A 13,268-nucleotide genomic window follows, 5' to 3' on the forward strand; every position below is an offset into this window, starting at 1 on the left:
ACTGCAAGGGCGGCTGCAAAGACTGATTCGCCCCCCGCTCCCGGGTGGGCCAGGCAGGGCGGGGGGGCACGCCCCGCCGGGTGGGTTGCGGGGGGGGCAGGGGTGGGGGGCGCAGCCGGGGGGAAAGGCTTGCGGGGCGCCGGGGGGGGCCGGTGGGGGGGGCCCGCCGCCCCTGCCTGGCCCACCCGGGAGCGGGGGGCGAATCAGTCTTTGCAGCCGCCCTTGCAGTCTTCAGCGGTTTCCTCGACGACTTCGCCGGCCTTCTTCACGTCCTGGCCAACACCGGAAATGGTGTTGCAGCCCGACAGGGCGAACGCGGCGAACAGGGCCAGCAGAACGATCTTGTTGCGGTTCATACGCCTCTCCTCGGATTTGAAATATGAGTCTATGCCAGCCGAAGGGGCTGTCAACCGGGGCCGGAAGCCTCAGGTGCGCATCAGCGTGGACTTGCCGAACAGGCTTTCCACCAGGTCCACCGCCAGCAGGCCGGTGCGGTTGTGATCGTCGAAGGCGGGGTTGAGTTCGACGATGTCGATGGAGCCCACGCGGCCGGTGTCGGCAATCATTTCCATCACCAGCTGCGCCTCGCGGTAGTTCGGTCCGCCGGGCACGGTGGTGCCCACGCCGGGGGCGATCGCCGGGTCGAGGAAGTCCACGTCGAAGCTGACGTGGACGTGGGTGTTGGCGTCGATGCCCTCCAGCGCTTCCTCCATCGCCCGCTTCATGCCGATCTCGTCGATGTAGCGCATGTCGTACACGTCCAGGCCATGTTCATGGATCAGGCGCTTCTCGCCCTGGTCCACCGAACGGATGCCGACCTGGCGGATCTGCGAGGGCATCAGTGCCGGCGACGCGCCGCCCAGGTGCGTCAGCGACTGCGGTCCGATGCCGCACAGGCAGGCCACGGGCATGCCGTGGGTATTGCCCGAGGGCGTGACGTCGCTGGTGTTGAAGTCGGCGTGCGCGTCCAGCCAGAGCACGCGCAGCGTCTTGCCCTGTTCGCGGCACCAGCGCGCCACGGCGGTGATGCTGCCCACGCCCAGGCAGTGGTCGCCTCCCAGCAGGATCGGCAGCCGGCCCAGCGAAAGCTGTTCATACATGGCGTCCATCACCAGGCGGTTCCATGTCACCACCTGGTCGAGATGGCGATAGCCGTCGGTGGGCGGAAGCCAGGGATTGAACGGGCCGGCGAGGTTGCCGGTGTCCACCACTTCCAGCCCGCGGTCGCGCAGGGCCTCGGCCAGGCCAGCCACGCGCAGCGCTTCGGGGCCCATCGAGGCGCCGCGATGGCCGGCGCCGATGTCGGTGGGTGCGCCCACCAGCGCAATCGGGGGATGCAGGCTCATTGCGCCGACTCCACGCCGCGCGGCATCTCGACGGGCCGGCCCTCGGCCTCCCAGCGCAGCCAGCTGCCGTTGATCTGGCGTACTTCGAAGCCGGCTTCGGCCAGCACCGATTCGGCGCTGTCGGCCCGCTTGCCGCTGCGGCAATAAACCAGCACCCACGGGCGATCGCTGGCCTGGACTTCCTGCAGGCGCGAAGCCAGGCGGTCGTGCGGGATGTTCACCGCACCGGCCACGTGGCCGGCCGCGAATTCTTCCGGGCTGCGCACGTCCAGCAGCAGGGGCGCGTCGGCGCGGGCGCGGATCTCGGCCACGGCCGCCGGGCTCACGTCCGGGCGACTGGCCTGGACGGTGGGCAACAAAAGGCCGGCCAGGAGGGCTGCGGCGAGGGGAAGAAGCATCGGATGACGTCGCATGGGCGCGTCCTGACGTAGTGGGGTGGTCAGGATAGGCGCGCCGGCGGCCTGGCGCCACCCGCGCCCGGCCTAGGCCTTGGGGAACTTGCGGTCGATCTCGTCGGGCGGCATGGGGCGGCCGAAATGGTAGCCCTGCAGCTCGTCGCAGCCGATGGTGCACAGGAACTCGGCCTGCAGCGCCGTTTCCACGCCTTCGGCGGCAACCCGCATGCGCAGCTGGTGCGCCATGGCGACGATGGTGCGGGCAATGACGGCGTCGTCTGCGTTGTCGGGCAGGTGCATGACGAAGCTGCGGTCGATCTTGAGCTTGTCGAGCGAGAACTGGCGCAGGTAGGACAGGCTGGAATAGCCGGTGCCGAAGTCGTCCAGCGACAGCGACACGCCCAGCGCCTTCAACTCGGCCAGGCGGCCCTGCACGCGCTCGACGTTCTCCATCAGCGAGCTCTCGGTCAGCTCGATCTCCAGCATATGCGGCGGTATGCCATGGCGATGCAGCGCCTCACGCACCTGGTCGACGATGTCGGGCCGCTGCAGCTGCTGCGCCGCGAAGTTCACCGCAACGACGAAATCGGTCCGCCCCTGGTCGCACCAGGCGCGGATCTGCCGGCAGGCCTCGTTGAGAACCCACAGCCCCACCTCCGGCATCAGGCCCAGGGATTCGGCGATGGGAATGAAGCGACCCGGCGCCACCGGACCGAGCTCGGGGCTGTTCCAGCGAACCAGGGCTTCGAAACCGGTGACGCGCTCGTCGGCAGCGGCCAGCTGCGGCTGGTAGTGCAGGCTCAGCTCGCCGCGGGCGATGGCGTTGCGCAGGCGTGCGCCCAGCAGCAGGCGGTCTTCGAGCTCCTGCATCTGCGCAACTGAAAACTCGCAGCTGCTGTCGCGGCCCTGGCGCTTGGCGCGGGTCATGGCGGCCTCGGCGCGGCGCAGCAGGTCCATCGCGCTTTCGCCGTGGCCGGGTGAGCGGCTGATGCCGATGCTGGCGGTGAGGAACAGGTTGTAGCCGTCGCCCTGGATCGGCTGGGCCACCGCCCTGCGGAGCTTCTCGGCCAGGTCCATGGCCTCCTGGCTGCCCAGTCCCGGCGCGACCGCGACGAACTCGTCTCCCGCAAACCGCGCAAGATAGCCGCGCCCGCCCACCGCGGGTCCAAGCCGTTCGGCCAGGATCTGCAGCGCCTCGTCGCCGATCAGATGGCCCAGGGACTCGTTGACGGCGTGGAACCGGTCGATGTCGATGAAGAACATGGACACCACGGCGCCTTCTGTCGCCAGCAGGTCGGCCAGGGTGGCTTCCAGCACCGCGAAGCGCTGCAGGCCGGTGACCGGATCGTGGCTGGACGAATAGGCCAGCTCGGCCTCGACGCGATGGCGCTCGGTCATGTCGTTCTGGACGCCGACGTAGTTGACGAGGTTGCCCTCGTCGTCGAGCACCGGCGACAAAAACAGGTGGTTCAGGAAATGGCTGCCGTCCTTGCGTCGATTGGACAGGATGACGTTGCAGTCGGTCTCGTCGCGAAGTGCGATGCGCAGGATGGCCAGTTCGGACTGGCTGGTGGTTTCGTCCTGCAGGAAGCGGCAGTTGCGCCCCACGGCCTCGGCCGTGCTGTACCCGGTCATGTTTTCGAAGGCGGGGTTGATGTAGATGATCGGGTTGTCGGGCTGGCGCGGGTCGGTGATGACGATGCCGTTGACGCTCGACTCCACCGCGCGCTGCAAAAGCTGCAGGCGCTCTTCGGCAGAGCGCCGGGCGCTGATGTCGCTGGTGATCACTTGCCGGCAGTCGCGCCCGTCCAGGGTGAGGCCGTGGCTGGTTACCTCGGCCCAGAGGGTGCGGCCATCCTTGGTGAGGTGCGGCCAGATGCCCGCGAAACCGTCCCGCCCCTCGCCCTGCGCCAACCGGTTCCGGAGCCGCACCGCTTCCGATGGCGTGCGGATGTCGAGGATGGTCATGCCCGCCAGCTCATCCCGGCTGTAGCCGTAGGCGGCCACCATGGCGTCGTTGACCATCACGAAGCCCAGCGTCTGGACGTCGTATGCCCAGGTGGCGAAAGGATTGCGGTTGAACAGCAGCTCATAGCGCTGGCGCGATTCCGCCAGTTCGCCGACGTGGCGGGCACGCTCGGCCGCATAGCGCAAGGACCGCGCCAGCTTTTCAGCGTCGATGCTGCCTTTGACCAGGTAGTCGGCCGCACCGGCGTCCAGGGCTTCGCGGTCCACCTGGGCATTGCCGTGCCCGGTCAGCATGATCACGGGCCGGTGCGCGCTGCCCTCGGCCACGGCCAGGCGCACCAGGTCCAGGCCATTGTCGGGACCCAGCAGGTAATCCACCAGATAGACGTCGTGGCTGGCCGCACGCAGCGCGTCGATGCCCTGGGCAAGCGTCGGCACCCAGTCCAGGGTGAACTGGCCGGGGGGGAAGTCCGACAGCAGGTCGCGCAGGATCAGGAAATCTTCCTGGTCGTCGTCCACCACCAGCACGCTCAAACGGTCGACGTGGATCATCGCGGCGGCTGGCCTGGCGCAGGAAGATCGACGATCTGCAGCCAGTATTTGCCCAAGGTGCGCACGACTTCGATCAGTGCGGCGAAGCTGACCGGCTTGGTGATGAAAGAGTTGGCGCCGTCGCAATACGAAGTGGCCACGTCTTCCTCGGCTTTGGAGGTGGTGAGGACGACGACGGGGATCTCGCGCAGCGCGGGGTCGGACTTGATTTCCCGCAGCGCCTCGCGGCCGTCCTTGCGGGGCATGTTCAGGTCCAGCAGGATCAGGCCGGGCATCGGGTAGAGGACCTCGTCGGCATACTTCCCGCGGCGGTTCAGGTAATCCATCAGCTCCTCGCCGTCGGTCACGAACTGCAGCGGATTGCCCAGCCGGCACTCCTGGAAAGCCTCACGGGTCATCAGCCGATCGTCGGCATCGTCCTCGGCCATCAGGATGGTGATCAATCGTGGCTCCTTTCGAACCTGCGCGCCCTTCCACCAATCTACCCCAGTTTGCTGCACCTACAGTAAACCGATGGCGCCCTGCGCGCCGTCGCTGGGCTCCACCGGCTGCCGCGCCGGCAACACCAGGATGAACGTAGCCCCGTGGCCGGGCCGGCCTTCGGCCCGGATCTGGCCACGATGGCGCTCGACGATGCGCCTGACGATGGCCAGGCCAATGCCGGTCCCTTCATAGTCCTGGCGGCCGTGCAGTCGCTGGAAAGGCCCGAAGATTCTTTCGGCGTACTTTGCCTCGAAGCCGATGCCATTGTCCTCGAATCGCAGCTCCCAGGCGGGCGCGCCGTCGAGAATGGTCTCGCAGGCGCGCACCGTCACCACCGGCGCCCGCTCAGCGGACCTGAACTTGAGCGCGTTCGACAGCAGGTTCTGCAGCAGCTGGCGCAGTTGGGACGGATCACCCTCGATCGTGGGCAGCGGGCTGGCCTCGATGCGGCCGCCGCTTGAGTCGAGCCGGGCCTCAAGGTCTCCCATCACGCCCGAAAGCACCTGCTCCAGGTCCACCGGGGCAAACGGCTTGCCGCGCGTCACTCTGGAATAAGCCAGCAGGTCGTCGATCAGCGTCTGCATGCGCGCGGCGGCCTGTCCGGCGCGGTCGAGGTAATCGCGCGCCTCCGGGACCAGGGAGGCGGCGTAGCGCTGCTGCAGCCGGTCGGAGAAGGCGCGGATCTTGCGCAGCGGTTCCTGCAGGTCGTGCGAAGCGATGAAGGCAAAGTCCTGCAGCTCACGGTTGCGGTTGTTGAGGTCTGCCAGGGTCTGGCGCAGCACCAGTTCAGCACGCCGCCGCTCGGTGATGTCGCGGCCAACGCCGTAAACCAGCCCATCGTCGCCCGGCACCGACGTCCATGCGATCCAGCGCACGTCGCCGCGCTTGCTGAGGTACCGGTTTTCGAAATGGTGGGGGACGTTGACGCCGGCCTGCTGCCGCACCGATCGCTCGAGGGTGGCGGCATGGTCGTCGGCATGGATGAAGTCGGTGAAATCGCGACTGCACATCTCCTCGGCGGTGTAACCGGTGATCTGGCAGAAAACCGGGTTGACCTGCAGCCAGCGCCGCTTCTCGGGGCTGTAGATGACGAAGATCTCGGCCGACAGCTCGAAGAACCGGTCGCGCACGCTGAGCCTCTGGATCAGGCGCGCGCGCTCGATGGCGATGGACGCCATCTGCGCGAACTGCATCGCCACCAGTTCGTCGTCCGGGGTGAATTCGCCGTGCACCTTGTCGCTCAGCTGCAGCAGGCCCATGTTGCGTCCCGCGCTGTCCATCAGCGGCACCGCCAGCCAGCCGCGCATGGGCGGATGATGTTTGGCCTGCGCGCCAAAGCCGCGCCAGCGCGGATGCGCCTCCAGCTCGGCCTGGGTCAGGCGCATAGGCTGGTTGGTCTGCGACACCAGGGCGTAGATGCCGCTGTTGTCGGCCGGCGCGGCGTAATCGCGCCACTGCGCGTACTTGTCCGAAAGCGACACCGCGTGGATGTGGTGGTCGGCTCCGCCCAGGCCAACGCTGACCACCGCCTGGTTCGCCCCGAGGATATCCCGCGCCAGCTCGGCCAACAGGGGATAGATGTCCCCCTCGCCGATGTTGCGGTTGAGCACGATGGCCGAGTCGCTCAGGCGGCGCAGCTGCAGGCTGCCGGCTTCCGCCGCATTGAGGGCCTCGGCCAGTTCGCGCTGGTGCTTGCGCAGCAGGCTGATGTCCTGGGCAATGCCGAATACGCCCGTCACCTGCCCGTCCACCAGGATCGGCAGGTTGGTCACGCGCATGTCCATGCGAAGGCCACCCTCGAGCACGGCGGTGGCCTCGTAGGTGCGCGCCTGGCCTTGGACCGCGGCATTGAAATGGGCCCGCACCACCTCGCGCTGCTCCGGCGCCACGTTGGCGTCGAACATTTCGCCGCGCACCTGGTCAATGGTGCGGCCGGTCGCTTTCAGGCGGCCGTTATAGGCGGTGTAGCGGCCCTCGAGATCCATGGCGTAGACGGCGTCGGGATGTTCGTCGAAGAGCGAACGGAAGCGCTGCTCGCTGAGCTGGATTCGCTGGAAATCGGCCACCTGCTCCACCGCCATGGCCACCAGCGCCACCAGGCTGTCCACCACGCCGAGTTCTGCTTCGCTGGGCGAATGCGGCTGTCGATAGTAAGTGGCGAAGGTGGCCAGCACCTTGCCCTCCACCGACAACACGGGCGTGGACCAGCAGGCCCGCAGGCCATGCGCGCGCGCCAGCGGCAGGTAGTCCTCCCACAGGGGGTCGGCTTCGATGTCCGTCACCACCACGCGCTCGCCGCGCCAGGCGGCCGTGCCGCAGGAGCCCGCCCTGGGGCCGATGCGCTGGCCGTGCACGCCCAGAGTAAAGGTCTCGGGCAGGCTGGGCGCGGCGCCGGTGAGTACGCGCTCGCCGTCCTGGTCCAGCAGCAGCACCGAGCACAGCGCGCCGGGGTATTGCAGCTCGAACAGCCGGGCGATGGCGGTCAGCGTTTCGGGAAGCGGGCGGCGGCTGGCGATGCCGGCCAGCACCGACCGCTGCCTGGCCTCGAGCCGACGCGCCAGCTTCGCCTGGGTGATGTCGCGGATGAAGGCGGTGAACGCACGGCCCTGCTCGGACTTGATTTCGGTGGTGGACAACTCCACCTGGATCAGCTCGCCATCGGCGCGGATGGCCGGCAGCTCCAATCGTTTTCCCAGCACCCTCGCCTCGCCGGTCGCCAGGTATCGCAGCATCCCCTGCTCGTGGCCAGCGCGCAGCTCAGGCGGGATGATGATGTCCGACAGCCTCCTGCCCAGCACGTCCTCGCGGCGGTGCCCGAAGGTCCGCTCGGCGGACGCATTGAATTCGATGATGCTGCCCTGCTCGTCCATGGTGATGATGCTGTCGAGCGCGCTTTCCACCGTGGTGCGCATGCGCTGCTCGCTTTCCCGCAGGCGCCGCTCCTGGCGGTTGCGCTCGGTGACGTCCTGCACGCTGCCGGCCAGCAGGCGCGGCGTGCCGCTTTCGTCGCGCACCAGCCGGGCCCGCTCGTGGACGTAGCCGATGCTTCCGTCCGGCCGCATGATCCGATGCTCAAGGTCCAGGTCGGGGCCGCCGGCCAGCACCGCTTCCTGCGCCAGCACCAGGGCCGGGATGTCGTCCGGGTGCGCGCGCGCGGCGAATGCCTCGAAGTTGCCGCCCAACTCGCTTTCTTCCACCTGGAAGATGTCGTGCACCTCGGCCGACAGAGTGAGGTGATGCGAGGGAAGATCCAACTGCCAGGCGCCCATGCGCGCCACCTGTTGGGCGCGCTGCAGGCTGTCCCTGGCCTCGCGCAGCGCCTTCGACTGCCGTTCCGCCTCGGTGGCATCGCGGGCGACCGCGAACACCAGGCGCTCGCGCGCGGACCAGACCAGCGACCACTGCATGATGACCACCCGGCCGTCCGGGGTGACATGGCGGTTGCGGAAGTCCAGGGTTGACCGACCCGACAGCACATCGGCCATGGCCTGCGCGGTGGCGGCGCGGTCATCGGGATGGACCAGGTCGGCGACCGGCCTTCCCAGCAGCTCTTTCGCCGGATAGCCCCAGACGGCGGCGCTGGCGGCGCTGACCTGGCTGAAGCGGCCGTTGGCGTCGATGGCGCAGATGACGTCCAGCGAGTTGTCCATCACCAGCCGATTGAGCACCAGGGACTGCTCCAGGCGGCGCGTCAGTTCGCGCAGCGCGTCCTCGGCCCGTTTGCCTTCGGTAATGTCCTGCATCGCGCCCGCGGCGAATTTCGGCTGGCCCTGGTCGTCGCGCACCAGTGTCCCGATCTCGCGCACGGCACGCCTGTCGCCGTCGTGTCGCAGTATGCGGTACTCGATGTCGATATCGCCTTCGCCGGCCCGCAGGCTCCGGTACGCTTCGCGCACGCGGGCGCGGTCGTCGAATTCAACCCGGTCCAGCAGGGCCTGCGGGCCGCGTGCCGCATCCTGGGCGGTGAGGCCGAACATCTGCAGCACTTCCTGCGACCAGTGCGGCTCGCCCGTGGCCAGATCGTATTCCCAGGCACCCAGGTGTGCCAGGCGCAGGGCGCGGCTGGCGCTGGCCTGCGCGCGCGCCAAAGCCAGGTCGGCACGCTTGCGTTCGCTGATGTCCCGGAAGTAGACCGCCAAGCCGTTGGCATGCGGGAATGCGCGCGCGGAAAACCAGCTCCCCAGCGGCGCGAACTCGATCTCGAACGCCACCGGGCAGCGCTCGGCCGCCGCCTTGCGGAACTGCACTTCGATCTCGCTGCCCAGCGCCTCGGGGAAGGCGTCCCACACGCAGTGGCCGGCCAGCTCGCCGCGTTGGCGGTTGAGCAGCTGCTCGGCGCGCGGATTGACCAGCATGAAGCGCCAATCGTGGCTCAGGGTATAGAAACCGTCGCTGATGCTTTCAAACACCGACGCCAGCTCGCGCTCCACGTCGGCCAGTGCAAGCCGCTCGCGCTCGCGCTGGACGATCTGTTCGCCAAGTGCGCGGCCGTTGCTTTCGGCCAGGATGGCCCGATCACGGGCCATCACCGCCAGGCGCAGCGACAGGGCCAGCAGGAAGCCCGTGGCCAGGCCGGTGAACAGAAGCAGTCCGGCAAAATTGCCGGCGCCTGGGCTGGCAGGAACGGGCCACAGCTCGATGCGCAGCGGCGCACCCAGCAGGCTGATCTCGCGCACCAGCGCGGGCGTGCCCGCGGCGTTGCCGCGGTGGAACACCCGCTGTTGGCCACGGCTCAGGGCAAGGTCGTTGGCGGGTTCGGCCGCACTGAGAACAAGTGCGAACAACGGCTGGTACTCGATGGCCGCTGCCAGGAATCCGACCGTTTCACCGTCCGCCCCCAGGCCTGGGCGCACGATAAGCACGCCGCGCTCAGCCGTGGATGCACCGGTGGGGCTCGAAGTGCCTCCAGCAGCAGGCCCCTCAACCCGGAAGATCCGGACCAGGGCGTTATCCGTGTCCACGTGCCGGCCAAGCAGGTCTGTGGCGTTCGGCAGCCGGGACTCCACCTGCAGCGCCACCCCGTCCGGATCGGTCAACACCAGTGCCGCCAGGCTGGGGAAGTCGCGCACCAGCAGCTGTGCATCGAGCCGGAAGTAAAACTGCCGGGTGGCCTGGTCCGGCGCTTGCGCCATTCGCGCCGCCGCACGGTCCAACGAAGAAATGCGCGAGTGCACGCCTTCGATCAGCACTTTTTCCACGACGTCCATTTGCCGGGCCAGCGATTGCTGCGCCCTTTGTTCCTGGTCGCGGCTCACTCCCGACCACACCCACAGCGACGTCAGGGTCACCGCCATGCCCACCGCCAGCGGTAGCCAACTGGCACGCCGCTGCTGGCCCGGGCCCTGGCCACCGCCCGAATAAGCCAGGGCAAGGCCCAGTCCCAGCATCGCGATCCCGGTGAGCAGGGCCATCGGCGTGTGCGATCCCCAGGCCCGGACCACCGGGACATCGACGACGTAACCCACCAGCGCCACCGCGCCAATCACCGACACCATGAAGCCACAGGCCCAGGTGGCGCCCCAGCGGCTGTGCGCCGGGTCGGAGCCAATGGGCGCCAGCGCGATGCCCAGCGCCGCGATCAGGAAGGCCGTGGCCGTGTTGGGCGCCATCCGGCCGGGCACCACGCCCTCGGCAACGATGTGGTGCGATATCAGCCACTCGCCGACATCCATCGCCAGCCCGGCGTATTCCTCCACCAGGCTGGCACCCGCCAACACCACGACGGGAGCCAGCAACCACAGGCTGCGCCGATGCGCGGGAGTGCCCAACAATCCCAGGACGACCGCCAGCAGCAGGCAGCAAAGCGCGGTGTTGAACTGGATGGGCACGTAGACGGTGCCGCCCTGGACGATCGCCGCGCTGCCGCTCGCCCAGCCCGCCATCGCCACCAGTCCCACGCCGGCCAGCAGCGCCGTCGAGAGCCGGAGGATTCGCTGCTCGCCGACACCAAGGCGCAAGCCCAGCCAGTAAACGCCAAGCACCCCATGGGCCGCCATCGCGGACGCGGCAAGGCCCAGCCCATCCGATCCGGCAACGTGACCGCCGCTGGCCAGAACCAGCAACATCAGGCCGAGCTGGGCTGCGCCGAGTGCGCGCAAGGCGGCATCGCGAGCAAGCGAATCGGTGCGCGTCGCCAAACCCATGCCCAGCGTTGCCGCCGCCGCGCCGACGGCCGCCGCCGGCTGCGCCAGCCACTGTGCCGCCGGCCACGCCACCAGGGCCAGCAACACCATCGCCAGCAGCGCCACGATGACCGGCGCAAACCGGGCGCGGCGGGCCGAAACACCGCGCACCAACAGCCAGGCGCCGATCAGCAGCGGGCTGGCCAGGGCCAGCATTGCCGGCGGTCCAGGCGCAGGCGACGCCGGCTTGATCACCAGCGCGTCGAGCAGCGTCACCAGAAGCAGGCCGATGCCCAACCGGGACCACAGCGTCATGCCGGAATCGATCGTTGCACCGGTGGTTGTATCCATACCGCCATCGTTGCCCATGGGCGAAGCGGACTCCGCCGACCGGAAGGGTCGGGCTGCCTGTGGCTATAGGACCGCAATTCGCCGGCGAATACCACGCCCGGCCGTCTTTGCGCGATGCAGCGATGGTGCCGGCACCCGGATTCGAACTGGGGACCTACCGCTTACAAGGCGGTTGCTCTACCAACTGAGCTATGCCGGCATGGACTGGATTCTAACCCGTGGCGAGGCTCACTCGCAGGTGATCGGACGGGCCTGGAGGTCCTTGGCGGCAGGCAGCAGCGACTTCCAATCCAGATCCGGCTCGGCGGCGAGATCAATCCACCACTGCGCGCCGGCATCGGTGCGCGGCTCGAGCACGGCGGCAAAGCCCTGCGCGGAAATCTCTTCGCGCCGCTTCTCGGCGTTGGCCAGGTCGCGGAACAGGCCCAGCGACACGGTGTTCTCCTGGTCGCCGGCGGTCACCACGTAGTAGTCGCGCACGCCGCGCGCAGCGAGCTGGCGTGCCGCCGCCAGCGCCGCTTCCCGGCTGGCCGCGGCCGGCAAGTAGACGCGATAGCCGCGCAGTTGGGTGGCCGCCACTTCGCGGAACTGGATGCGCGCCGCGCTGGGCGTCAGCGCCGCCATCGCCGCGCGCAGTTCGGCCGGCGTCGCGAACGGGCCGATGGTCAGGCAGCCCGGCGTTTCGGGCATGGGCACCGGCACCGCGCCGACCTCCATTTCATCGGCGGTGGGCGGCGTTTCGGCCTCGCCCAGCAGCACCAGGCTGCCCACGCCGGCATCCACCGGCGGCGGCGGATCGGGCGACGGCTCAGGCTGCACCAGCCACCACGCGCCAACGCCCAGGTTCAAACACACCAACAGCACCACCAGCCCACGCAAGATCACGAATCACTCCCCGCGGCATGCGCGGCGTAAACAGCCAGTCCTTCCAGCACCAGTGCCGGCGCCAGTTCCACGTCCAGTTCCAGCGCGCTGGCAAGGCGCTGGCCACCGCCGCCGCTCAGCAGCACGCGCGGCGCCACGCCGAGCAGGCGCGTGGCCCGGCGATGGCTGCGCTCCACCAGGCCCGCCGCGGCGCCAAGGCTGCCGCTGGCCAGGGCGTCGGCGGTGTCGGCGGCGAAATCACTGGCCTCCCCCCCGGCGAAGGCCAGCGCGGGGAATCGTGCCGCCAGCGCCGAACGCATGTGTTCCGGGCTGGGCGCGATCAGGCCGCCCCGGTGCAGTCCCGCGGCGTCCATCAGGTCCACCGTGAGGGCGCTGCCGGCCGAGACCAGCAGCCAGGGTCCTTCGCCGCGCGCGTGGGCGGCCAGCAGCGCCAGGAAGCGATCCACGCCCAGCCGCGACGGCTCGGCGTAGGCGATGCGCACGCCGGCGCACTCGGCCCGGGGGCGCGCACGCGCGGCCGGGTTGCCATGGCTGGCCAGCGCCTCGGCCACCGCCGCCGTCAGCTGCGATCCGGCCACCGACGCCAGCCAGCAGTCGTCGCCCGCCTGCACGCCGGCCAGCCAGCGCTGCAGCAGCGGCGCGAAATCCGCCGCACCGTGGGTCCAAGCCTGCACGACGCCCACACCCTGTCCCGGCTGCCAGGCGGCCACCTTGAGTCGGGTATTGCCCAGGTCCAGCAGCCAGGTGGTCATGCGGCGCGCAGGCTCGCTTCGCCGGCGTGATGGTGGTGCACGCCGGTGGCGTCGCGCAGGCGCAGGGCGCCATCGGTGGCGATGCCCAGCGCCACGCCTTCAATCCAGCGATCGCCCAGCTGCAGTTTCACCGGTTGCCCGGCCAGCAGGTCATGCCGCGCCCAGCCGTCGACGAACGCCGCCAAACCCTCACGCTCGAAGCGCGGCAGCATCGGCAGCAGGGCATCGAGCAGGGCTATGCACACCGCCTGCCGGGACGGCGCCGTGGGCGACAGCGAAGCCAGGTCACACCAGGGTTGGTCGATGTCGCGCGCCGCGGACGCGGGCATGCGAACGTTCAGGCCCAGGCCCACCACCACGCGCATGGGTCCGCCGGCCTCACCGGCGATCTCCACCAGCACGCCGCCCAGGGCT

The 13,268-nt window shown here is 69.2% G+C and carries 8 protein-coding genes, 1 tRNA gene and 1 pseudogene; all 10 read right to left on the reverse strand.

Annotation, left to right across the window (positions count from 1 at the left end):
- Positions 1–203 precede the first annotated feature (203 nt).
- A complete protein-coding gene (locus K0M70_RS03400; RefSeq protein ID WP_290779300.1) occupies positions 204–356 on the reverse strand; it encodes an entericidin A/B family lipoprotein in 153 nt (50 codons plus the stop codon).
- A 69-nt stretch (positions 357–425) separates the two neighbouring features.
- Positions 426–1,346 (reverse strand): arginase, encoded by a 921-nt coding sequence (gene rocF, locus K0M70_RS03405; protein ID WP_290779303.1) that lies wholly within the window; start codon positions 1,344–1,346, stop codon positions 426–428.
- A complete protein-coding gene (locus K0M70_RS03410) occupies positions 1,343–1,744 on the reverse strand; it encodes a rhodanese-like domain-containing protein (RefSeq protein WP_290779306.1) in 402 nt (133 codons plus the stop codon). Before K0M70_RS03410 ends, rocF begins: the two co-directional genes overlap by 4 nt.
- 84 nt (positions 1,745–1,828) lie before the next feature.
- Positions 1,829–4,261 carry an EAL domain-containing protein gene (locus K0M70_RS03415; protein WP_290779309.1) on the reverse strand — a complete coding sequence of 811 codons (2,433 nt, stop codon included), beginning with the start codon at positions 4,259–4,261 and terminating at the stop codon, positions 1,829–1,831.
- Positions 4,258–4,704 carry a response regulator gene (locus K0M70_RS03420; protein WP_290779311.1) on the reverse strand — a complete coding sequence of 149 codons (447 nt, stop codon included), beginning with the start codon at positions 4,702–4,704 and terminating at the stop codon, positions 4,258–4,260. Before K0M70_RS03420 ends, K0M70_RS03415 begins: the two co-directional genes overlap by 4 nt.
- Before the next feature lie 57 nt (positions 4,705–4,761).
- Complete coding sequence (locus K0M70_RS03425; protein ID WP_290779314.1) at positions 4,762–11,181, reverse strand: PAS domain S-box protein; 6,420 nt, start codon at positions 11,179–11,181, stop codon at positions 4,762–4,764.
- A 159-nt stretch (positions 11,182–11,340) separates the two neighbouring features.
- Positions 11,341–11,416, reverse strand: a tRNA-Thr gene (locus K0M70_RS03430).
- A gap of 29 nt (positions 11,417–11,445) precedes the next feature.
- Positions 11,446–12,102 carry an SPOR domain-containing protein gene (locus tag K0M70_RS03435; RefSeq protein ID WP_290779317.1) on the reverse strand — a complete coding sequence of 219 codons (657 nt, stop codon included), beginning with the start codon at positions 12,100–12,102 and terminating at the stop codon, positions 11,446–11,448.
- Entirely contained in the window at positions 12,099–12,854 is a 756-nt protein-coding gene (locus K0M70_RS03440; protein ID WP_290779320.1) for a type III pantothenate kinase, read from the reverse strand. Before K0M70_RS03440 ends, K0M70_RS03435 begins: the two co-directional genes overlap by 4 nt.
- Positions 12,851–13,268, reverse strand: a pseudogene (locus K0M70_RS03445) (hypothetical protein); the annotation flags it as partial. The gene K0M70_RS03440 and the pseudogene K0M70_RS03445, both read right to left, overlap by 4 nt.

This window comes from Arenimonas sp., from assembly GCF_019459675.1.
Classification (GTDB): domain Bacteria; phylum Pseudomonadota; class Gammaproteobacteria; order Xanthomonadales; family Xanthomonadaceae; genus Arenimonas.